Origin of the sequence: Spirochaeta cellobiosiphila DSM 17781, assembly GCF_000426705.1 — a bacterium.
GTDB lineage: Bacteria > Spirochaetota > Spirochaetia > DSM-17781 > DSM-17781 > Spirochaeta_E > Spirochaeta_E cellobiosiphila.
This window is the reverse complement of record NZ_KE384559.1, coordinates 136,920-158,297: the sequence shown is the minus strand read 5'-3', so window position 1 is coordinate 158,297 and position 21,378 is coordinate 136,920. Positions and strand designations below refer to the sequence as shown.

Sequence of the window (21,378 nt, the reverse complement as noted above, 5' to 3'; positions counted from 1 at the left end):
ATAAAATATGAGTGTACCCATAAAAGTATTGATCAAAGATATTATCGATTTGCTTCAAAAAAGAGCCATCCTCATTGGTGTGTTCTTTGTGTATAACTTCGCTTTGTTTTTTTACGGGAATGAACAGATAAGACACTATTTGATGGGCGATCTTGATCCTGATAACTTATTTGTTATCCAATCTCTGATTAGCATGTCCGTTGTGACATTATTGGGTTTTGTCTTAATGGGATATTTGATCCTTCACTTAATGGATGATAGGGAGCTGGATCCTATCAATCTAAAGAAATTAATCCTTACTATAAAACAGCTACCCAATATGATCATCACTCTATTGTTCACAATCATTCGTATGTTGCCTTTTTTATTATTACTTATCTTACTTCTCACTATTATTGTTATGATTTTAAGTTTGACTATGTATGGTAGTCGTTCGTTCTATATGATCATTACCAATCTTGGTTTCTTTCCTCTTTTTATGCTAGTTTTTGCTCGTTTTTCTCTGGTATTTTACACATCGATTACAACTAGATATAAATATTGGTCTAGTACACAAAAAGGTGTTGAACTGTTTAAACATAACAGGAAAAATGTCTATTTCCTAAGTGGTATTGTGCTTGTTGGTATGCTTATTCCTGCTTGTACCCCGTTCTTTGATAAGGCAGCTTTGCCTGGTGAGATATACAATAATACTAATTCTGCTCAGTATTTGTATATTATAAGTTCCCTGGCAGGAATCGTTTCTATTCTGGGTTCTGTAGTCATTATTAAAAGGAATATCCCTAAAGAAGATTTTATCTTAGAGTGATTCTTTTGAATCACCTGTCTGACAATAAATTAACCATATCCGTATCTGTATCTTCTGCGATCAGGATATCGTCTTTATATTCTTTATATGTATAGATATCATCATCTTTTTGTACCTCAAAGTAATGGACATCATTTATTCCTCTATAATATTCCAATCTTATAGATAATATTGAACTATAGATGGTGGCTTTGAGTGTTTCTAATCCATATTCTATATTACCATCATGTTCTTTTCTGATAATATTTATTTGTTTGCCAGCCCAATTTTTAAATATACGTACTTCTTCAGATGTGTAGATAGGATCTTTATGGACACCATTAATACTAAGTGGCTCCACTCCAAATATTCTCTCCAATTCCGTTTTTTCTGTATATGATTCATCAATATCTACCTCAACATCATGATCACTTAATTGAAATGCCTTTTCTCCTATATCCTTTTTGCCCTTTACAACAATTCGCTCATGTGGGTTAGAGCTAAAAGCATACTTACCAATGATTTGAGTACCACTAGGTATATATATGTTATTGATATGATTCTGGGAAAAAGCGCTTTCTCCAATTTCCTCAGGCCCAGTTTCAAACTCAACTGTTTGTAACTCACTTCTCAGAAAGGATTTTGGGCCTATTTTTTCTATATTATCAGGGATGTAAATACTGGTAATTTTTGTATCATTAAAGCTCGCCTCTGGAATTTCCTTAATATGAGAAGGTAGGGTTATACTGGACAAAGAGCTTCCTGCAAAGGTTGCTTGTCCTATTTTACTTAAGGATTCAGGCAGATTTATTTTTTCAAGGGCCGAACTTTCAAATACGCCTTGTCCAAGGCTCTGAAGGCCCTCTGGTAAAGATACATTTCTGACGTTCTTATTTTCATAGAAGCCAGGCCATTCTATTCCTACAACGGGTAAGCCTTTAATCGTACGGGGGACAACATAATTACTATCTATGGTACCCATTTCTGACATAATAATCTGATTATCTGAATTGATCTTATAGACTATGTTATTGTCCCTAATATCTATTGGATAGTTATAGCTAATGTCATTTATGACAAAAACAACTAATCCCTTTCCTACCTGGTGGGTATCAAATACACTAATATATTGATTGGGATTTTCCAGAGACTCTTGAGTGGCTCGTTCTGTAACAACAAAGGAGCCCTTGTGGTAAGAGAGGATATCATCTTTAAAAAACACACTATTAGCACTTAAGCTTATCCCATAGGGCTTTAGATCTTCTGGTTCACCATCATGAGGTTTGGGTTCGGTGTTAAAAAGGTTACAACTACTTACAATAAGACTTAGTGATATGAGCCTAACTAAGGACATAATCTTTTTTATATACATGTTTTATTCCTTTTCATTAATGTTAACTTTGTAAACTATATTGCATAAAGATTATTATTTCAATCAATTATTTAACCACTTGTCTATATCCCCCATAATCTTTTCCAGCTCTTCATATGATGAGGGCCCATGCTCCATTTGAGGATAGTAAATAAAGTCGAATAATTTAGAAAGGTGAGATTCTTCTACAAATCTTGTAGATTCTACAGGAGTCGACCAATCCAGCTCTCCATGTAAGAATAAAACAGGAATGTTTATCTCTTTTAAATATTCAATAGGTTCATATTTAAAATAGCTTTTCCAATGAATATAGGGACGACCAAGATAAAAAAGATTTGTAGCTTCTGGATCTGCTTCTATAAGCTTTACTAGTGTATCCACAGTTCTATACTGATCACGGAATTCCTTGGGCATAGGAACTGGAGAATCCCCAAGGATTTGAAATTCCTTTAGCTGGCTTAAACCACCACCACTCCAAATGACAAGTCTGTCAATGAGTTTTCTATTTTCAATATGGGCATAAATGTAGGGAAGAAGGGCTCCTCCTTCTGAAGTGCCCAGGAGGACAATATACTCATATTGCTTATCTTGTAAGAAGTTATCAATTTTAAGAGCATAACTTTGTCCCATATCTTCTACTGTATCTTGAGGCAAGAACCTATTCGCATCAGCATAGTCCCTACCTGGTTCATAAGTTAACTTTTCAGGTAGGAGGATATTATAGTTCTCTTTAAAAAAGGATGATAAAGGGTTCGCCAAAGTGGTTACTGACCATTTTTTATTCCCCTTCTGAATGCCTAATACAGAATGATAACCACTTCCATCTATGTAGATTATCAAGGATTGGGAATCTGGGTTATTCAGGAAGTAGGTATACCCATTGCTATCCTTGATATACTCTATTCCTTCATAGGGATTTGATGAATGACAAGAGAATAGTAGCAATAGAAATAATAGGGGAAATAATAACCTGATACCTGCCACTGGATTCATCTCCTTGCTAAACCTTCCAGGTTCTATCAGTCCTTTTATAATAGTATGGTTTTATTGAATCATAGAGAGAATTTCATCGCCTACCGTCTCAATTTTCTTCAAATCTTTGTTTTCAGAAGCTTTGATGATAATCTTCTTTGATTTAGGTATCTCTATATTCAGATACTTTTTACGGGCCTCTTCCAGGAGGTTCGTTGTTTTCTCATAAACATCTTTTTCCTCTCCTACATAGTCACGATGGCCTTTCTTATCAATGTTTAAACTAGATAGATCCGTTGATATATCAATGATAAAGTAGGTGTCTGGAATGGGCAACGATAATTTTCCATGTTCCAGTTCGATTATCCAATCCCTGATTTCATTATCCGCTTTTCCATATCTGATGCTTTGATAAATAATGCTGGATAAGGTATATCTATTGAAGAAAACATAATCATATTGGGTGTAGTCAATGTTTTTAAGCTTATTCCATCTATCCAGGGCATACCATAGGCTCATGGACTTAGGGTCGACATCATTGGCATTGATATCTCCCTTACCGGATAATAGATAACCGATTTCCTTCCCGAAGAAGGAATCATATTCAGGAAAGGAGAAAATAACTGTTTTTTTGCCCTGTGCTTCTAGCTGATTGTTGATGTAGTTGAGATACGTTGTTTTACCTGACCCATCTATCCCTTCTATAGCAATGAATAGGGGCGTATGGCCTTTATGCTCTGTCTCTATGGTTTTCATATCGTTAATTATAGCCTCTTTGTTTATGGAATAAGGATCTCTTATTCGTAATCTCTCTTTTTCTTTTCTTTCCAGAGTCTATGTTGTAATAAAAAGGAAATCTGTAAAAGAGGCGTCATCATACAATTTTTGTTAAGGTTCATCAATTTGTAATGATGACTTTATTGTATAGCTAGGATAGGGGCCTATGCTTAGACATTGTTATATTTGTGTTATGGAGAAAACAGGACATCTCAGAGTAACTATGCTATAGTTCATGAAATAAAAACATATTATCAGGAGAGAAAATGAGTGTTCCTATAAAAGAATTGTTTAGAGAGATCGTTGATCTGGTACGTAAGAATGTTTATCTAGTTGTCGTTTATGTTATGTTTTCTATGATTTCGTTTGTTGTAGGAAGTCGATATAGTAAACAATTAATGGGGGCATCAATAGATCAGCCTCCTGTGTTTGATACAAATATGTTCATGACAATGATGGGTATTACGTTTATTGGGGTTCTCTTGTCGATTTATTTTATTTTACAATTGATGGATGATGATGACAACGACTTGATAAGTATCAAGAAAATAGTACTTACCTTAAAACAAATACCTAATATGTTTGTAACTGGTTTGGCAACGATGATTAGAATAATTCCATTTATTTTTTTGATGTCTATAATACTGTTTGCTGTGTTTATTCCTTTTGGTATGTTATTTCAAGAGTCTTCTACTAGTACAGTATTTATGATCGTAGTTTACACTGTTGTGTTTACTTTTATGATTTTAGTTATGGCTCGATTTGCTCTTATCTATGGTGTTTCTATGACAACTAAATACAAATATTGGTCAAGTACAACAAAAGGTATAGAAATGTTTAAGGCTAATAAAAAGAATGTGTATTTCATAAGTTTTATAATGTTACCCGGATTTCTCATTCCATCATTGATTCAACTTTATGTTAAAATAACTAATCCTGAAGATATTTTACTTTATTCATCTATCTCACAGTTCTTCATCGTTTTGATATCTGTATTAGGGCTAATAAATATGTTTGCTACTGTTGCTATCATCAAAAGAAATATGCCAAAAGAAGACTTTGTGCTGGAATAATCAATTACAAGTAGAATTGTATCTAAGAGGTGTGTTCAATAGTTAGCCCTATCAGGCCTGTCCTATAGATGAGGACTACACCTGATAGTGAGGGCTATAAGATTAGGGTAAGATATTCCCTGCTGAAAGATATATTTCGTACCATTCTTCCCTAGTTAGAGTAATATCAGAAGCTTTAGCACAATCCTGCAATCGGCCCAGATTCATGGTTCCTGTAACTGGTTGCATATGAGCAGGATGGCGAAGCAACCAGGCTATGGTAATGGTGACATTACTAACACCATACTTATCAGCGATTTTGTTGATGGTGACATTGAGCTTGGGGAACTTATCATTATCCAGAAATACCCCTTCAAAGAAACCATACTGGAAAGGAGACCATGGTTGGATGGTGATGTCATTTAAACGACAAAAATCTAAGACACTGGCATCCCGATTAACAGCTCCTTCATCAAGCATATTTACATGCAAACCCTGGGTAATCATGTTGGCATTGGTGATACTAAGTTGTAGTTGGTTAGCCACAAGGGGTTGTCTCACATATTTTTGTAATAGTTGGATCTGCATGGGATTCTGATTGGATACCCCAAAGTTCTTAACCTTTCCTTGCTCTTGTAGAATGTTAAAGGCTTCCGCCACTTCTTCTGGTTCTACCAGAGCATCAGGACGATGGAGAAGAAGAACATCCAAATACTCTGTCTGTAAGCGTTTTAAGCTACCGTCAACAGAAGCTAAAATATGTTCTTTGGAAAAATCAAAGGCTACCCCTTTGCGGATACCGCATTTGGATTGAAGGAAGATTTTATCTCTCATAGAAGCGTTCATTTGGATAGCTTCAGAGAAGATTTCCTCACAGGATCCGTCACCATAGACATCGGCATGATCGAAGAAATTCGCTCCTACATCCAGAGCTCCCTTCACAAAACGTTCTGCTTCTTTCTTTTCAAGTCCATTCATACGCATGCAACCGACAGCAATCACTGGAACTTGTAAATTAGAAATACCTAAGGGCATCGTTCTCATTATGTTAATCTCCTTTATTGTTTTAGAATGTTGTTTTGTCTGGATCTGCATGGAGACCCACACATCCGGTTAATCCGGCTATGAGTTCTACATCCGAAGCTTCTAATGTGAAGTCAAATATCTCAGTATTCTCCTTGATCCGGGAAGGTGTTACTGATTTAGGTAAGGGGAGATAGCCCCGTTGTAAACTCCAGCGAAGGCAGATCTGAGCTATGGATTTGCCGTACTTCTTGGAAAACTCCTTCATTTCTTCTACTTCGAATATTTTCCCTACACCTAGGGGACTGTAGGCTTCGAGGACCATATCCATTTCCCGACTGAAGTTGACCACTTCCTCTTGAGTGTCTCCTGGACAAAGGCGAATCTGATTCACCATGGGAGCTATAGTCGCCGTTCTCATGAGTTCTGTTATATGGTGGGGTAAAAAGTTACTGACACCAATAGCTTTGATGCGTCCGGCTTTGTAGAGTTCTTCAAAGGCTTTCCAGGTTCCTGTATTAGCTTCCTGCCAATGGTCACGGAAGGCAATAGGATTAGGCCAGTGAATGAGAAAGAGATCCAAGTAATCCATATCGAGTTTTTTCATGGTGGCTTCGAAAGCGAGGTGGGTCTTCTCATAACCATGTTCTGTATTCGTTAACTTGGAAGTGATAAAAAGTTCTTCCCGGGGAAGACCGCTTTTTTTCACAGCAATACCAACGCTTTCCTCATTACCATAACCTTGGGCTGTATCAATGTGTCTGTATCCAGATTCAATGGCGCTAAGAACGGAAGACACGCAAACATCCCCGTCAGGGGTTTGCCATGTACCAAATCCAACACAGGGGATTTGAACGCCATTGGATAATGTGTAACAATCAGTTAATGATGTCATTTTTACTCCTTAACTTTAACTTCTTGACAGATAGTTGATTTCAATTACAAAATTAGGCTAAACCTTCGCGTTAACGCTAAGTCAAGGAATATTTTGAAAAAAAGAGAGGACCTGTTCCATGGGCTATACGGTTAGTATGGTAGCTGAGATTACAAACTTGAATGCCAATACCTTACGATATTATGAAAAAGAAGGCTTGCTTCCCAGTGTCAAAAGAACGAAAAGTGGTGTGCGCCATTATTCAGAAGCAGACCTGGAATGGTTGGGATTGATCTGTTGTCTAAAGAACACAGGGATGACCATTAAGCAAATCAGGGATTTTGTTGACCTAAGCCAGAAGGGCCCTTCCACTCTCAAAGAACGTTGTGAAATGCTTATAGAGCATAAGAGAAGTGTGGAACAACACATCGAAGAGATGCAGGATCACTTGGAAAAGGTGACCCATAAGATAGAATATTTTACCAAGCAGTATGAGGAATATCCTGCTAATTGAGTAGTAGTAATGTGATTAGTCCCTCTTCTGAAGCGACAATCAGATTCCCATCCTTTGTAAACTCCAGAAAGGAAATACTAGCTTTGCCCTCAAAGGGTACACGTTCTCTTTCTTCTCCGCTTTTGCTATCAATGATTAAGATAAGTTGATTACTGTATATAAAGGCTAGTTTTGATCCACAAGTTGACAACGCGATCGTTTTAGAAGGTTGTTGCCAAGAATTATGGTCTGAGGGAAACTGCTCTTCCCATAGTATTTTGCTATTACCCGTCTTGCTATCCCATACTAAAACATTACATTGCCCATCGATAGCATATATCTCTTCCGATTTGGGTGATATAGCTAATGATCGTAGTCCTGTCTCCGTGGGAATGGGAACATGGGATTGTTCTTCCTTCTTAATATCAATAAAGGAGAGTTGAGAACCAAAGGTTTCTGTTACACACAAGGTCTGTGCATTGTTAGAGTAGGCAAAATTATGGATTTCTCCACTAAAAGATATTTTCTTCTCAACTTCAAGATTTTCTACGTCTATAAAGAGGATTTCTCTTTTGTTTGTTAAAATGCCTATTCCTTTCATAGGTTCATAAAATACTCCTAAAGGGGATCCTTTTAGTTGGTTACTAATATCTAATGTTGAACCAGGTTTCTCTTCAAGAATGTTTAGGTCATGTAGGGTAAAGGCTGAACAAATGATGAGCCGGTAATCATCTATAAATACCATTGGACCAGCTGTCTTTGGTAGTTTTTTAATGGCTTTACCCGTTTTTACTTCCCATACAAAGCTATCATTTTGATCCGAGGCCGCTAGGTAATTCCCCTCATGGGATATCACCATAGAACGTATACTGGAGGAAGGTAGCATGGGTGTTGCTTTTTTTTCTTCCATCGTTTCTGTATGAAAGAGATGTATCTTCCTCTCACAGATTATGAGTAGAGATTTCTTATCTGGGCTTAGGGCTACTCGATTGATCCGTTCTGAGAAACTTTTGAGGGGGACCAGAGTATCTTTAGATTGGTCATAATAAGCTAAGGTCTGGGGATCACTATTCAATAACCATTTATCCTCTGATAGCCATTGGATAATGTTGCCTTGGGGTTTGGTTATAGGGAGATTAATAGATTGTATTTCAAGACTTGTCATATCTAAGAGGGAAAAACCATTGCGGCGTAATATTAAGAGGGAGTCCTCCCGGGGAGATAGGTCCATTCCTAAGACCCAATAAGAATAACCTTCCTTTGCCGGGGGAAGTTCTTTTATTAAGGACCAGGTCTTGGTATCCCAAATACTAAGGAGACCTTCCGTATCCCCGGTGATGAGCATGGTTCCTTCCTTCACAAAAAGGGCTGAGTAGATGGTATGTTTATGTCGTAGTTTGTGAACAAGTTCTCCTGTTTCCATAGACCATACTAATAGATCTGTAGGCTTGGTATTTGTTCCTGCAAAGCCATATCCTGCAATGATCCACTGCCCATCAGGAGAGAAGCGAATGACATGGCTTTCCCTTTTACAACCTTTAAGTGAGTAGACTTTTTTCCAATTTGTAGTATCCCATACGGTTAAGGTCTTTTCCCCGGATACGAGGTATTTTTCATCTGGAGAGAGGGCTATACTATTAAGCCATCGTGATCCCCCAGTGGATAAAGTCTTTACTTCTTGTCCCGTATCTCCATTCCAGATGCGAACTTTCTTATCAAGACCTCCTGAGGCAAAAGTTTTGTTGTCAGAAAACCAACATAGGGAAAAAATGGAATCATCATGTGTGAAACCTTTGAAGGGAGATTTCCAATCCATACCATAGACTTTGTGTTCTGCTTTTTTACTTTCCATGTACTTCTCCTTTGGGGCCATTGTATATGATTAACTAGTGGGTTAGTAAAGGGTGTGAATAGAAAAATAAAGTATATGTAAACACCCATCTATGGTGGGCAAGGCCGCCGATCCCTTTGGAACATTGTACGACTCTAGTAAATTTGCTTCTACGGTGGAAATCTTATCCAGAGAATGTTTCTTCATAATAGAAGTTAGGAATAGCAGCTGGATTTCTTTTCGGCACATATTTCATGGCCAAATCAAGTGGGACAGGTTCTCTCCACTACATACCCAGTTCTGTATGACTTAGATTAAAAAATGTCTATTATTTAAAGCCAATCTAAATTGGTATCATAGGCAGACCAATTCCATATCCCAACAGGAATATTTTTCAACAGCTCCACAGAACTAAAAGTCATTGAAATTGAAACCATTGGTAGATGTTTCACATATTCTTTATTCAGAATAGATTTATTATAGATATCCCATCCGTCACCTATTTCAGAAGCTTTTGGTGTTAATGGATGATCCGAATCATCGAGTATATCTATATCAAAATCAAGATTGAATGCTGATATTGTTGCCGATTTGATTATTGAATTTAGTTTCTCTCCCGATAAAGTGTAGGCTTCAGAAGGTGTTGAAACTTCTGATAGTAAAGGATTATTAAATTCATCAGAATAGTTTTCAATTAAACTAATTAACAAAGTTAAACCTGTTGCTTTTAACATAGGTAATTCATCAGTATCGTCATTAAAGTCATATTTTAATACGCCATCAGCACTTACTAAATAGCATTCGATTGATACTGTATCCTCTTTAATTGAATCGATATTGACAATGGTAAATTCGCTCATTTTTTCTCCTTTATTTTTATTTTATAATTAATGTATATCACACCTGTCCAAAATAAATTATATCAATAAGCCAGACCTAACTGACCAGTATTCCCTTCACCAACCTCATCAATTAGTTTTTGTGTCATGACGGCATTGCTACTGGTACCAAGAAAGCTTTTAATCTTGAAGAAGATTTCTCATTGGCATCTATCCTTATAAGTTCAGACTATGTTAGACGAATGGTCTTGTTTGTATCAGGATCATAACTCTCTACAACTCCTAAAGTTATTGTAGCATTAATACTGTAAAGAGGATTTTTGAATCGAAACTTATGTTTGTTACGGTTATCATAAAGTTTTTGACTTTTGATAGTTCCATGTGATAAAGCTTGCTATTATTGACTTACAACTGAAGCGCCTATGTTCCTATCTATATCCGTAAACAATGAAATGTTTATTTATATTATGATGAGCATAGAATTAGTATTGGCTTTTCTGTTTAATCCAAAAGTTTCAAGTCACCCACTCTGCATCCTATGGATTACTAGCTGTTATTTTACTCATCCTGGTTTTACAATAGACTTAACAAAGCATATTAGGAGGTTTGATGAATACCACGGATATCCCAACATTGTACAAGAAATATTTTGTTGACAAGAAGGATGAACGAAGAAGCCTCTTCGAGGCAATACAGGATCTATACAAGCCTCAAAAAGGGATCTACCCCGGTAGCTTTGTTCATCTGACTCCTTCTTTTTATATAAAAGAAATGACCTATATAGATTCGGATAAAAGAATCTCAAGATTCTTCGATGGGCAGGACATCCTCAGCTATGTCAACCTTAACAAAACCTATCCAGAGCCTCCTGTGATACAGGCTTTTCAAGCAGACTTTTCTAGGCAGATCCCTATTGAGAAGGAAGCCTTTGATATCATGTTCTCCTTCTATGCAGGCTTTATTTCTCAAAGCTGTAAACAGTACTTAAGAAATACAGGAATATTAGTCTGTAATAACAGTCATGGAGATGCTAGTCTTGCCTTTTCTGACAAAGATTATAGCTTGATTGCTGTTATAGATTGGGAGGATGAGACCTTCAAAATATCAGAGGAACATTTAGATAGATACTTTATCAAAAAAGATGGAACGCCGATTGATCGAGCTAATGTTCTACAGAGCATGAAGGGAGAAAGATTTACAAGAGAGGCTTATGCCTATGTATTTCGTTTGCAGACCTTTCATTAAAGGAATCGATGAAGTGGGAGCTTGATGGTAGTCTAATTCGAGACCTACCTAATCCAGATATTCGGATCATGGTCGAGATGTATAATAATAAAGTTTATCTATTAGCCGTTTTGCCGTTTAAGTGAGATTATAGTTACGAAAAAAATGATTTTTGTTCTATTAGCATCTTTTTTGATATGTTTTACAAGTTGTACGCAAGAAAAAGATTTAGTTAGGACCTTGAGTGGGACTTGGTATCGAAGTGCAAATCCTACAAAAACTGTTGAAAAAAAGTATGGTTGGGGTTCTGCTAGAACAGTTATCAATTTTACCTTAGTAATAGATGGGTATAAAACAAAGCCAACTATTTTTTTGCCAATGATCGGAGGCCCTTTTGAGATTAGAAAGATTACGAAGGTGTCAAATAACACTTATGACTTAGCTTTCTATTTTGATAGAGGTAATTTCGATGTTGTATATAGATTGCATATGTTATCCGGAGATAGTTTTTGGGTAGAGCAGATATCTAAAAGTGATGATAAACCTTTTATCCCTACAGGGGAGGCTGCTGTTTATTTTAGAATTGATGGACCAAATAGGGAATAAACTTTACCAATCCTTAAAAGCATTGCTCCAAGGCAAATCATCCTGATTCTACCGAACCAGGAGCGTTCCTGCTCAGATAAAATATTCTTATCTGTGAAGGATTTGATTTCCCTTTAAGAATTCGTGAGGTGAGAAGATGAAAAAAATCTATAAATTAGGTATATTAGGTTTTATAGTAATGATGATTTTTACAATATCAAATCCCGTATTAACAAAGTATGGAGTAAATAGACGAGAAGTTGAATCTCTTGCATATAGTAATTCTGATAAAGGTTATTTCTTAGTATATATAGATAGTGATGAAATAATAAATATTACTAAAAGAGATTATTATTTTATGAACACTTTTTCCATTTTTCAAATAATATGTGTAATATCTGGATTTTTCTCACTGTGGTTGATGTTTTTATATATAACTATGAAGAAATCATTACAATTCTTAAAAACCTTTTTTGGCCTAAAGAAAAAGAGTTAGTGCCTTGAAATATGAAATGATTAATTATTGTTGATTCCTTCTTACGATAGTAAATAAGATAGCATTGAGAAAGAGACTTTAAAGTGTTTTGTTCAATGCTCATTAAGAGATTATATATTAGCGATGAAGACTTCTATAGATTGTATAATGGGGATAGGTAAGGAATACTGAATATCAATAGAACAAAAATTCCTTTTTATGGCACAATAGACCTATGAATGATGATAAGAAATATATCTCAATAGAAATCGAAAAAGGATTTTGGAGTATAGAGGATGGTGGTGTTCGTGCCTTTCTGGTGGAAGGAACACAAAACGCAATGCTCATCGATACAGGATTCGGAACAGGAGACATGAAGTCCTTTGCCGAATCCCTGACCACTAAGCCAATATTTCTGCTTAATACCCACTGTGATATGGACCATATTGGCTGTAATGATAGCTTTGACAAGGTTTTATTACACCCTAAAGAAGTAGAGCACTACAAGCGAAAGCATCCCGAATACAAACCCACTCTGGAGTTTGTAGAAGAGGGGGATGTCATTGACCTGGGAAATCAAAGCTTTACAGTCATTCACATACCAGGACACACACCCGGCAGTATTGCTCTCTTTGACAAGGCGAATAAGATTCTCATCAGTGGAGACAGCGTCCAGAAGGGAGCCGTCTTTATGTTCGGGGAAGGGCGAGACTTGGAGCAATACATCAGCAGTATGAAGAAGCTGGACACCATTAAGTCCGACTTCCACAGGATCTATGCCTCCCACAGCGAGAATCCTGTCCCTGTCGATATCATCCCTGAATTAATCGCTGGAGCACAGGCTCTACAGGATGGAAAACTAGAAGGAGTTAAGCCTCCTATGGATCTTCCTTGCAAGTTATACACTCAGGGGCGAGCTAAGTTCCTTTATTAGGAAAAGACAATAACAGTTTTGTCTCATTTGCTTAGTGTATATTTGACCAAAGTGTTATTGTATTCTCTAGTGTTTTCAGAGGTTTGATTGATGCTGTAGTTTAAAAAAGGGCGTGAAAATACACTATTAGTTTAGTTTAAGAGCCATAATTAAACCCATTGTGACAGAAATATTACTGTTCCTTTTACTCAACATGTTCTCTGTAGGGATACTTCTATATGAAAATCGTTCTATATATCTTTATTATCCAGTAAAACATAATACAAATGAAAGGCAAAACCATAAAAATATTCGTCCTGCAAGACTCAAAGTACCGTGACCTTAAAACAGTAGAACTCTCCAATTGGATCAGCTATCTATTATCTTCTTTCGGATAAATCTGAATCATCACAAATCGATCTCTATGTAGGAAAAGCAGATACGGGATCTAAAAGGGTAATTCAACATAGCTCAGAGGACTGGTGGGACACTTTTGTTGTCTTTGTTAGTAAAGATACAAATCTTACCAAATCTCATGTACGTTACTTGGAGCGAGTCTCTTATGATTTAGCTAAAAAAAATCCTTTTCATGTCATACCTATTATCCATTAAGGAAAAAGTTAGATAGTCAGGGGTAGTGAAGAACCGGGCGACCAATGGGAAGAAAGAATAGCTGTTGAAGAATGGGGTGACCTTAGCAAAGTATCTATCAGGAGAGTAAGACATATATTCCATATGGACAAAGAAGTTTTACAGACTACCTTGTCTCTCCATAAAATAATTTAAAATAAGAAAATCAAAACAAAGCTGATATAATAATACACGAACAGATAAAAACCCTAAAGGCAAGACCCCATGATAAAAATAAAAGACATCGGCAACTTCGAAACCCTCCCAGCAGTCATAACAGACATACTCCATAACGATATCCCCGCTCTAGAGAAGCACTTCTCAGATGGTTGGGATATCAACCAGCCCGTCCCCATAGGAGAATATGTCGCTGAAACTCCCTTGGCCATTGCCATTATTATGGGCTGTCAGGATTCCCTCCGATGGCTCGTAGAGCAGGGAGTAAATCTGAATGATTCGACTAACCCAGCTTTTCTCCTAGCTGTTCGCTATGCCGATGAAAAGATCATCCGTTATGTTTATGATCAGGGTGCTGATATCAACCAAGTCAACAATGTTCGCTCTGAAGCCTTTGGGCAAGCTCTCTATGGGGATAAATATGAAAACCTGGAACTGATTCACTCCCTGGGACATACTGTTCAAAAGTATGGAGGAGAGGCTTTTCGTAGTTCAGTATCCAAGGGAGATTTCCCGGCTATAGAGTTCTTTCTAAGACATAATGTGGATATCAACTATAACAAAGCGGATATGGTCTATCCCTTTAAACCAACGCCTCTCTGTGTAGCCGCGCGCTATGTGGATCTGGATATGTGCAAATACCTGGTAGATCATGGAGCGGATGTAACCCTAGCCGAAGAGGATGGCATGCGTCCCTATAGCATCGCTGTAGAGCGGGGTGACTCGGAAATGGCTGAGTATTTCAAAGCTCTTGAACCTGAAGATTTTCATAATATCCAGAACAAGATTCTGGAACTAAAGCCTTATAAACTATCCAAGGATCTTAGGGAATATCTTCAAGGAAATGATCTCCACTTAGATCTACAGGATAATGATTTTGAATATATTGATTTCTTTTCTCTGATGCAAACCGTCCCTATGAAGATAGGAAGAAAGAAATACCTACGCTTATCTAGAACTACTGGGGATTACAGTCATATCGTCTTCCTTTGGAATCCCCGAACAAGGAAGATCGCTTACTACGATAAGGAACATGAAGAGACAGAGGATATGGCAAGCTTTAAGGACTTCATCACTTCTCCTGGGGAATATTTGGGAAAACTCTTCTAGTAGTATCTATGGTCTCTGTTTATTTAATCTGTGTGATAACTTAAGAGGCTTTCTTTCTCCATGAAAATCCTTGTATTACTATTGAAATCCCCTTTTTCCGAAGAAAATATTCATCCCCGGAGAAGTTGGCAGAGCCCCTTAAATGCTTCGCCTTCCTCATGGATTACCTCTTTTGCCAACAGATTTATGTTAATTTTGCGTAAAATGACCGATATTGTAAAGAATTAATCAAAAAGTTTACTTTTTATGATAGCTATTCTTTGCAGAAGGGCTTATTATCAACGCATAATTTTTTTATTAAGAAGGTTTATTTATGACAGGAACTGTAAAATGGTTCAATTCGACAAAAGGTTTCGGATTTATTGAACAAGAAGAAGGAGACGATCTATTTGTTCACAAGAATGAAGTTGACGGCTATATCGATGAAGGCGATAAAGTTGAGTTTGAAGTCGGTAGTAGTCCAAAAGGACCATGTGCCGTTAAAGTGAAAAAAGCTTAACAATATTTATCTCATCTAATTATATCTGAATTGCTCGGTATTCTCCAGAAATCGTAGACACCAATTTTTCTTAGTTATAAGTGTATTGAGGTTCTACTGTTTCTAGGAGATAACCTGGCTATTTTGCCTCCGTGTTTTCATCTCTTAATATTCTATAAAACAATCGTTTCTCTTATTTCATAATTTTTATACATTGACAAAGGTTTCTAAAACAGGTACTACTTTTGAAGTAGTTTGATATTTTTATTTGTAGAAACGTTATATTGTTTTCATCGTAACCATTTTTTTGTTTTCAGTCTTCAATTTCCGATTCCAACAGTTTCAATATTCATTCAATACACATTATAAAACCGGATAACCCCCGGAAATAGGAGACATATATGTCAAAGAAAATTTATGTAGGTAACCTTAGCTGGAATACCACAGAAGACGATTTAACTAACCTTTTCGCACAGTATGGAGAAGTACTCTCTGTAAATATCATCATAGATCGAGATACTAACAGATCAAAAGGATTTGGATTTATTGAAATGGCTGAAGACGATGCGGCAACAGCTGCTATCTCAACCTTCAATGGAAAAGAACTAGATGGTCGTAATATTCGTGTTAATGAGGCCGAAGAACGTCGGGATAATAACCGAAGATACTAATCTTCTCATGACATCCTAAAGCGCTATCTTGTAATTGAATAGTGAGTCTTTATTGACTCACAAGGGTGTATCTAATGCATTTTTGTGATTTCCTTTTCCATTATTGAGATAGCTTTTTTTGTATTTCAAACTGTTGAGGAGGTTCTCATTGGCAATGCACAGATATTCATCTGAGAAACGTCAGAAAGAAATTAAGCGTCAGAAACGTAAAGAGCAAAAAAAACTCCGTAAAGAGCAAAAGGGTACCCCTGAGGCTGAACGGGATGAACAGGCATTGATTAATAAATACCTGGGAATAGAAGAGGAAGAATCAGATGAGTCAGATTCTTCTGAACAGGATTCAAAATAAATCTTTTACGTCTTACCTCTCTATATTAGAGAGGTTTTTTTATACCATCCTTAGAGGACGCTATGTATAAATCACTTATTTCTTTTATCAGAACTAAGCAAATTGATCAGCTCTTGATGAGCGATCTATCAGACTGGGCTCAACAGAACGGACTGACATCATTGGATGCAGACTATGATGTTAACATTTCAGTTTGAAGATCATGAGGGTAAGGTCATGCTATTAGGGAAGGCTAGAGACAAGAAAGTAGAAGTTTGCATTTGTCCTGTGAGTTATTGGCCTCTAGGTCATCAAATGTCAGAAGCTGAACGTAAAAGCCTGGATGATGACTACCATAATATAAGGAATTATCTTCTAGACCTACTTCAAGACAAGGGAATTGAGTCTATAGATGATGATAATCATGGCTTTAGAAGTACTAAGTGGTTTAGAGATCAAGGGGCTCTGTATTTATACCAAGACGCCAGAGATCCTATGTTTGGTACAGAACTCGCCCTCTCGATTGTCAAAAGCAAGGACGTCGGTCCTTACTAAGCATAGAAGGATGATCTCACTCCTCCAAATAATCCCTTATAATAGGAAGGAATAAAGTCCCATAGACCTCAAGCTTCTTCTCCCCAACACCAGACATTAGGAGGATCTCTTCTTCATTCAAAATAAAGCTATTATTCTATATATCAAAGATTTATAGCTTTATACAAAATTTATTTACAATGGCTATCTATTTATAACAGCTGTATTTCAGCAACAAAGGGTTAAAAGAGTTCATTGAAGTTCGATCATTAGCTTTTCTCCAGAGTTTTTTGAATTACATAATGGTGGTTATGAAGTATTAGACAAATGACTCTATTTTAGGAATTTAGCCGTTTTCATAATCTTAAATAGCTTATACCGTTCTGAAATACCTACTCCTGCTTTTAGGACATGACTATCTTTGTTATGAGTATACCGGTGTTTTATATAGTTTTTATCCTTATCCTTTTTTACTAATGACATTAGTTTCGAATAGACATCAGAGGAGAATCTTATTGATGCATTTTGTGAATGAATTGATGCTACCATTCTATCATAAATCTGAATCATATCAGTTACTTCATTTGAATTCCGTTCTTCTATAGATTTGAAATCCCTTCCATCATATGCTCCCCATACTTCAGTACCGGATTTTCTTTCTCTATTAATATTGAAGAGATCCAGTAACTGCCCAGTGGTTTTAGGATAGAGAAGACCATTTTTATTACTAAAGAAAGGCACTGCCATACTTTCCAATTCAATAATTCGAAGCTGATAGAAAATTGAGAATAGATGATCTTGGCTTCTGGTATTATGCTGTAAGGATTTTGAATATAGATATCCTAAATCAGCTCTTGAAACGCCAATCCCAGCAATAATTAAATCAGTCTGGTCGGGCTTTTCTTTAATTTCATTCCAGACATTCTCAAGGTAAGTAACGATTGCTTCTAATAATACCGTTTCGTTATCATGGTATCTCCAAATCCAGAAGTCTATTGTGTTCAGTTTCTTATCGGGTAATAGGGGGTTTTTTTTTGTAAAAGTTCCGCCCATCAAAAAATGACCTTCTTGAAAAGGGTTTGCTCTTAAATCTTTTCGTTCAGATTCTCTATCCTTCACAGGAACGTAAAATTCCAGATCAAAAAAAATGATTTGTGTTAGGTGTTTATATTGTCGGATGTGATTATTACTACTCATCAGAGCTCCTATCTGGGAAAATAGGAAATGATGGGAAACGAACTCCCCATCATTTCAGTTGATTAAATATTCTTCAAATACGCTGTTTTAAGGACATTATCCATCGATACAACTATTGTAGTGAAGAAGAAAGGAAAAAGGTTGACGCCATCTTCTTCGGCGAAGCTACAGGCATCAAGGTCGATGATTACCTTTCTGGCTCCATCATCAATAGTTTCTGTTCCATATTTACGAGTGAGCTCAACAGCCTCCAGTGAAATATGTCTCTGTGCAATTCTTTGAATTGCGTGGTTGGTGTAAATTATTTCTGTTGAATGGGTTGTGTTGTTTCCAAACATAACAAACGCTCCTAATTTTATTGAGATTAATTTCATAGGTTTGTTTCGATGGCCCTCGATTGAGGTTGGAGAATATTGGATTCTCAAGCCATTGTTATTGTTTATTTCTTCATTCTTACTTTACATCGTTCTACCTCCTTTGAGTAAGTGCGCTGAGCACCCCTGGTATCCAGACTGTTGATTCCTAATAAGGAAACATAATATGCCTGCCTTAAATACCAGAATACTCTTCTTATTGTAAGAACCCTTTCCATATTAGTAGGAAGAGGGTTGTTATGACGAACTTCTTTATAAGCTTTTGCCGCTTCAGATTTCACATCTGCATCCGGGTCTGAGTTGCGGGAAAAGTTAATGGTTTGATGTAATTTCCCACCTGGATTACAGTGAAGCGCTCTAATACAGCTTAAATAGGCTGTACGCCAGATAGAATTTGGTTCTATTAAATCGGACTCTTTTGGAGTCTCAGTTTTAACTCCTTTTTTTGTTTTAAGTCGTGTTCCAAAGAACTTTGCCAAGTCATCTCTCGCAACATCGATATCAGCTTCACCTAATTCAAAGAATGTACTGATTATCCATTCAGTTTTAGAAATAAACCATTCCGCATTTAGAGGTGGTTCTTGATCAGGATGCTCTTGCTGTTGAAGTGGGGCTAAAAAAGGATAATCCCTCTGCTTTGGCAATAGAAATGTTAGGTCATCGTTTATGGAAACTTTTCCATAATTCCGAAGAAGCTGAACTAATTGCTTAATTCCCTCAGCTGGTGAACTGAAATAGCACAAAAAATTTACCGCTTCATTTACAGTACTTAATCCTTTTAAATACTCATGTGTCGAGTAATCAGCATCTTTAATTGAGGACCTGAAGTTTCCTATTGCTTTTTGGCTTAAATATGTAAGTTCTTTTCTTATTGATTCTGGCATTGTGTCAGTCTTATACCTATATGCGATATGAGCTGACCGAAGAAGAACACTAAGATTTTCATCATCAAATTGAATCCTGTTGAATTCATCGAGAAGAAGATTAAAATATGCCTGTTGCTTTTCAAACAGCCATTCAAAAGAAGAGGCGGAAATATGTCTTGTACTTGGATATCCTGCAACCTCAAGAACATTGGACAGATAGATATCTGTATATTTGAATAGAAATTTACCAGACTCCTTTTTCAAATAATTTATGAGAAAGGTTTCGTCTACTTTGGTATATATTTCTTCAAATTGGTCTTCTGGAAGAGCAGTTCTCAAGGCGAACATCCAGAACCCCCATCCCTTTACAAACTTATATAGATTTTCATCTATGGTAAAATTTTCCAGTGTCCATTCCTTCCCATTTTTACACAAGTGGTAGAGTGCCTTAGGTACATCTTCAATCTTTATGAATTTTGCGTAGTCAATAAGCTTTTCTTTCAGCAAAAATACAGCTATTTCATGAGTGTGAATGTAGAGCGCCATACCTCCTGAATAAAGTCGATCTTCTCGTTCTTGAATAAACGAGTGCATGAAGCTGTGGTAATCAGGTGAATAATTTGAGGAAAGAAAACTTTTGATTTCTTCTTCCAACTCATGATTGGATTTTATAGGCAAGTTCGGAGCATTAATATACCCTTTGATTGTTAGCAAAAGACGGAAGATTGTATAATCTTCTGGTATTTCCTCTTTTCCGCCTAATATTTTTATATATTGAGCTAACAATAATGCTTGGTCGAGATCATCGTCATAAATTGATGATATTACCTCTACCAACCAATTTACGGTAGTATCTGAAAGATGGGTTTCGTTTATTACAGGACCTACTTTTCCTGCTAAGTTGTTGCTATAAGAGTTTTCTGGATTGATTAATTTCATAGTCAAAAGGTTTCCTGAGCATTCTCATGGAATCCTGACCCCCTTGGTTTGAATTTAGGACGTGGGGTCTTTCGTGTTGCACGAAATAGGGGCGCTATTAATCAATAGCAAGCTTCTCGTCCAATAATCAAAATATATGACAGAAAATCACAGTCGTCAAGATTTCACCTGAAATCTTTTATATGGATTATCAATCAAGCATTAATTGAGAAATTCTTCCACATTACTACCACCCATCCAGAAGACTGTACAATTCATGCACCAGGGCAGAACGCCTATCTCCCCGAGGGGTATCTTCCAGCTCCTTCTCAATTTTTATGTACCTGTTTAGCACCTTTTGGAAGCGGTCAGATTCATATCGTTCCCGAATCCAGGTCAAATCATACTCAGTTATGGCTTCACGAACCCTCTACGGCAGGTACTCAGCATAATCAGGTTGTTTCCAATTGGATGAATGAGGTACTTTTTCCGTCATTTCCTCTCCCTGTAGGTGAGGGAGGAGATAGATGTTGGAGAGCATAGTCCTGGCAAGTATCAAATCTCCATCCTTCCCCATACGATGTAATATTAGAGTCCAACACAGTAATGCAAAAGGCTCATCGCTGTCGTCTGGAAACTCATTCTGGAACCAGCGCAGATACTCTGAAGACCGGCGGTTTTCACCAAGTAGGAAGTAGAGATAGTACCTGGCACCGCCTGAATCATCATGACCACCGTACTCCAGTTTGAAGGCTGAGAGCTGTGAGCGGATTTTGGTGATTCTGTTGGATATGCCTTTCGGTGTTTTGGGGATGGTCATATCATATTTATCCTAAAATAATCCGTAATACTATTTTTAGAAGATAGTGATTGAAAAA

At 36.8% G+C, this 21,378-nt stretch carries 23 protein-coding genes; 12 read left to right on the top strand and 11 right to left on the bottom strand.

The window, feature by feature from the left end; genetic code table 11:
- The first annotated feature begins 7 nt into the window (after nucleotides 1-7).
- A complete protein-coding gene (locus K345_RS0118745; RefSeq protein WP_028975472.1) occupies nucleotides 8-808 on the top strand; it encodes a hypothetical protein in 801 nt (266 codons plus the stop codon).
- 10 nt (nucleotides 809-818) lie between these two features.
- Here the strand turns inward: K345_RS0118745 and K345_RS0118740 are convergent, their stop codons facing one another.
- The 3 genes from K345_RS0118740 to K345_RS21880 all read right to left on the bottom strand — a co-directional run bounded on the left by K345_RS0118740 (nucleotide 819) and on the right by K345_RS21880 (nucleotide 3,887).
- Nucleotides 819-2,159 carry a leucine-rich repeat domain-containing protein gene (locus tag K345_RS0118740; RefSeq protein WP_028975471.1) on the bottom strand — a complete coding sequence of 447 codons (1,341 nt, stop codon included), beginning with the start codon at nucleotides 2,157-2,159 and terminating at the stop codon, nucleotides 819-821.
- A gap of 63 nt (nucleotides 2,160-2,222) precedes the next feature.
- The gene (locus K345_RS0118735) at nucleotides 2,223-3,143 is read right to left on the bottom strand and encodes an alpha/beta hydrolase (RefSeq protein WP_156888474.1); all 921 of its coding nucleotides are present in this window, start codon (nucleotides 3,141-3,143) and stop codon (nucleotides 2,223-2,225) included.
- A gap of 60 nt (nucleotides 3,144-3,203) precedes the next feature.
- Nucleotides 3,204-3,887, bottom strand: a complete 684-nt coding sequence (locus tag K345_RS21880) for a dTMP kinase (RefSeq protein WP_053228467.1) — start codon at nucleotides 3,885-3,887, stop codon at nucleotides 3,204-3,206.
- 287 nt (nucleotides 3,888-4,174) lie between these two features.
- Between K345_RS21880 and K345_RS0118725 the strand changes: the two genes are divergently transcribed.
- Complete coding sequence (locus K345_RS0118725) at nucleotides 4,175-4,981, top strand: hypothetical protein (RefSeq protein ID WP_028975469.1); 807 nt, start codon at nucleotides 4,175-4,177, stop codon at nucleotides 4,979-4,981.
- Between the two features lie 102 nt (nucleotides 4,982-5,083).
- Here the strand turns inward: K345_RS0118725 and K345_RS0118720 are convergent, their stop codons facing one another.
- The gene (locus K345_RS0118720; protein ID WP_028975468.1) at nucleotides 5,084-6,004 is read right to left on the bottom strand and encodes an aldo/keto reductase; all 921 of its coding nucleotides are present in this window, start codon (nucleotides 6,002-6,004) and stop codon (nucleotides 5,084-5,086) included.
- Nucleotides 6,005-6,026: 22 nt separating this feature from the next.
- A complete protein-coding gene (locus K345_RS0118715; protein WP_028975467.1) occupies nucleotides 6,027-6,878 on the bottom strand; it encodes an aldo/keto reductase in 852 nt (283 codons plus the stop codon).
- Nucleotides 6,879-6,996: 118 nt separating this feature from the next.
- Here K345_RS0118715 and K345_RS0118710 point away from each other — a divergent pair, with 118 nt between their 5' ends.
- On the top strand, nucleotides 6,997-7,371 hold the full coding sequence (locus K345_RS0118710) for a MerR family transcriptional regulator (protein WP_028975466.1): 375 nt from the start codon (nucleotides 6,997-6,999) through the stop codon (nucleotides 7,369-7,371).
- Here the strand turns inward: K345_RS0118710 and K345_RS0118705 are convergent.
- Nucleotides 7,364-9,202, bottom strand: coding sequence for a hypothetical protein (locus K345_RS0118705; RefSeq protein ID WP_028975465.1), 1,839 nt, complete (start codon nucleotides 9,200-9,202; stop codon nucleotides 7,364-7,366). The two genes, K345_RS0118710 and K345_RS0118705, sit on opposite strands and share 8 nt — an antisense overlap.
- Before the next feature lie 311 nt (nucleotides 9,203-9,513).
- A complete protein-coding gene (locus K345_RS0118700; protein ID WP_028975464.1) occupies nucleotides 9,514-10,041 on the bottom strand; it encodes a hypothetical protein in 528 nt (175 codons plus the stop codon).
- A gap of 588 nt (nucleotides 10,042-10,629) precedes the next feature.
- Here K345_RS0118700 and K345_RS0118695 point away from each other — a divergent pair.
- The 9 genes from K345_RS0118695 (at nucleotide 10,630) to K345_RS0118650 (ending at nucleotide 17,166) form a co-directional block, all read left to right on the top strand.
- Nucleotides 10,630-11,265, top strand: coding sequence for a hypothetical protein (locus K345_RS0118695; protein ID WP_028975463.1), 636 nt, complete (start codon nucleotides 10,630-10,632; stop codon nucleotides 11,263-11,265).
- A 219-nt stretch (nucleotides 11,266-11,484) separates the two neighbouring features.
- Nucleotides 11,485-11,850 (top strand): hypothetical protein, encoded by a 366-nt coding sequence (locus K345_RS0118685; protein WP_169714841.1) that lies wholly within the window; start codon nucleotides 11,485-11,487, stop codon nucleotides 11,848-11,850.
- A gap of 136 nt (nucleotides 11,851-11,986) precedes the next feature.
- Nucleotides 11,987-12,325 (top strand): hypothetical protein, encoded by a 339-nt coding sequence (locus K345_RS0118680; RefSeq protein ID WP_028975461.1) that lies wholly within the window; start codon nucleotides 11,987-11,989, stop codon nucleotides 12,323-12,325.
- 214 nt (nucleotides 12,326-12,539) lie between these two features.
- Complete coding sequence (locus K345_RS0118675) at nucleotides 12,540-13,238, top strand: MBL fold metallo-hydrolase (protein ID WP_053228466.1); 699 nt, start codon at nucleotides 12,540-12,542, stop codon at nucleotides 13,236-13,238.
- Nucleotides 13,239-14,072: 834 nt separating this feature from the next.
- The gene (locus tag K345_RS0118670; protein ID WP_028975459.1) at nucleotides 14,073-15,134 is read left to right on the top strand and encodes an ankyrin repeat domain-containing protein; all 1,062 of its coding nucleotides are present in this window, start codon (nucleotides 14,073-14,075) and stop codon (nucleotides 15,132-15,134) included.
- Between the two features lie 313 nt (nucleotides 15,135-15,447).
- Nucleotides 15,448-15,633 (top strand): cold-shock protein, encoded by a 186-nt coding sequence (locus K345_RS0118665; RefSeq protein WP_028975458.1) that lies wholly within the window; start codon nucleotides 15,448-15,450, stop codon nucleotides 15,631-15,633.
- Nucleotides 15,634-16,013: 380 nt separating this feature from the next.
- Nucleotides 16,014-16,283: an RNA recognition motif domain-containing protein gene (locus K345_RS0118660; RefSeq protein ID WP_028975457.1), complete on the top strand. Its 270-nt coding sequence runs from the start codon at nucleotides 16,014-16,016 to the stop codon at nucleotides 16,281-16,283.
- 154 nt (nucleotides 16,284-16,437) lie between these two features.
- Nucleotides 16,438-16,632, top strand: coding sequence for a hypothetical protein (locus K345_RS0118655; protein ID WP_028975456.1), 195 nt, complete (start codon nucleotides 16,438-16,440; stop codon nucleotides 16,630-16,632).
- Nucleotides 16,633-16,806: 174 nt separating this feature from the next.
- Entirely contained in the window at nucleotides 16,807-17,166 is a 360-nt protein-coding gene (locus K345_RS0118650) for a hypothetical protein (RefSeq protein WP_028975455.1), read from the top strand.
- Nucleotides 17,167-17,478: 312 nt separating this feature from the next.
- On the opposite strand, the gene K345_RS0118640 is transcribed toward K345_RS0118650, so the two are convergent.
- The 4 genes from K345_RS0118640 to K345_RS0118620 form a co-directional block, all read right to left on the bottom strand.
- Nucleotides 17,479-18,342: a hypothetical protein gene (locus K345_RS0118640; RefSeq protein WP_028975454.1), complete on the bottom strand. Its 864-nt coding sequence runs from the start codon at nucleotides 18,340-18,342 to the stop codon at nucleotides 17,479-17,481.
- Nucleotides 18,343-18,404: 62 nt separating this feature from the next.
- On the bottom strand, nucleotides 18,405-18,680 hold the full coding sequence (locus K345_RS0118635; protein ID WP_028975453.1) for a DUF4258 domain-containing protein: 276 nt from the start codon (nucleotides 18,678-18,680) through the stop codon (nucleotides 18,405-18,407).
- A 101-nt stretch (nucleotides 18,681-18,781) separates the two neighbouring features.
- Complete coding sequence (locus K345_RS0118630) at nucleotides 18,782-20,521, bottom strand: hypothetical protein (protein ID WP_028975452.1); 1,740 nt, start codon at nucleotides 20,519-20,521, stop codon at nucleotides 18,782-18,784.
- A gap of 409 nt (nucleotides 20,522-20,930) precedes the next feature.
- The gene (locus tag K345_RS0118620) at nucleotides 20,931-21,320 is read right to left on the bottom strand and encodes a tetratricopeptide repeat protein (protein ID WP_028975451.1); all 390 of its coding nucleotides are present in this window, start codon (nucleotides 21,318-21,320) and stop codon (nucleotides 20,931-20,933) included.
- Nucleotides 21,321-21,378 lie beyond the last annotated feature (58 nt).

Excerpts from the sequence above, each read along its gene's own strand:
- K345_RS0118620 (WP_028975451.1), bottom strand. The coding sequence starts at position 21,320 with ATGACCATCCCCAAAACACCGAAAGGCATATCCAACAGAATCACCAAA.
- K345_RS0118665 (WP_028975458.1), top strand. The coding sequence starts at position 15,448 with ATGACAGGAACTGTAAAATGGTTCAATTCGACAAAAGGTTTCGGATTT.
- K345_RS0118660 (WP_028975457.1), top strand. The coding sequence starts at position 16,014 with ATGTCAAAGAAAATTTATGTAGGTAACCTTAGCTGGAATACCACAGAA.
- K345_RS0118710 (WP_028975466.1), top strand. The coding sequence starts at position 6,997 with ATGGGCTATACGGTTAGTATGGTAGCTGAGATTACAAACTTGAATGCC.
- K345_RS0118680 (WP_028975461.1), top strand. The coding sequence starts at position 11,987 with ATGAAAAAAATCTATAAATTAGGTATATTAGGTTTTATAGTAATGATG.
- K345_RS0118655 (WP_028975456.1), top strand. The coding sequence starts at position 16,438 with ATGCACAGATATTCATCTGAGAAACGTCAGAAAGAAATTAAGCGTCAG.
- K345_RS0118670 (WP_028975459.1), top strand. The coding sequence starts at position 14,073 with ATGATAAAAATAAAAGACATCGGCAACTTCGAAACCCTCCCAGCAGTC.
- K345_RS0118675 (WP_053228466.1), top strand. The coding sequence starts at position 12,540 with ATGAATGATGATAAGAAATATATCTCAATAGAAATCGAAAAAGGATTT.
- K345_RS0118720 (WP_028975468.1), bottom strand. The coding sequence starts at position 6,004 with ATGAGAACGATGCCCTTAGGTATTTCTAATTTACAAGTTCCAGTGATT.
- K345_RS0118705 (WP_028975465.1), bottom strand. The coding sequence starts at position 9,202 with ATGGAAAGTAAAAAAGCAGAACACAAAGTCTATGGTATGGATTGGAAA.
- K345_RS0118725 (WP_028975469.1), top strand. The coding sequence starts at position 4,175 with ATGAGTGTTCCTATAAAAGAATTGTTTAGAGAGATCGTTGATCTGGTA.
- K345_RS0118630 (WP_028975452.1), bottom strand. The coding sequence starts at position 20,521 with ATGAAATTAATCAATCCAGAAAACTCTTATAGCAACAACTTAGCAGGA.
- K345_RS0118635 (WP_028975453.1), bottom strand. The coding sequence starts at position 18,680 with ATGTTTGGAAACAACACAACCCATTCAACAGAAATAATTTACACCAAC.
- K345_RS21880 (WP_053228467.1), bottom strand. The coding sequence starts at position 3,887 with ATGAAAACCATAGAGACAGAGCATAAAGGCCATACGCCCCTATTCATT.
- K345_RS0118715 (WP_028975467.1), bottom strand. The coding sequence starts at position 6,878 with ATGACATCATTAACTGATTGTTACACATTATCCAATGGCGTTCAAATC.
- K345_RS0118745 (WP_028975472.1), top strand. The coding sequence starts at position 8 with ATGAGTGTACCCATAAAAGTATTGATCAAAGATATTATCGATTTGCTT.
- K345_RS0118740 (WP_028975471.1), bottom strand. The coding sequence starts at position 2,159 with ATGTATATAAAAAAGATTATGTCCTTAGTTAGGCTCATATCACTAAGT.
- K345_RS0118650 (WP_028975455.1), top strand. The coding sequence starts at position 16,807 with ATGATGTTAACATTTCAGTTTGAAGATCATGAGGGTAAGGTCATGCTA.
- K345_RS0118700 (WP_028975464.1), bottom strand. The coding sequence starts at position 10,041 with ATGAGCGAATTTACCATTGTCAATATCGATTCAATTAAAGAGGATACA.
- K345_RS0118640 (WP_028975454.1), bottom strand. The coding sequence starts at position 18,342 with ATGAGTAGTAATAATCACATCCGACAATATAAACACCTAACACAAATC.
- K345_RS0118695 (WP_028975463.1), top strand. The coding sequence starts at position 10,630 with ATGAATACCACGGATATCCCAACATTGTACAAGAAATATTTTGTTGAC.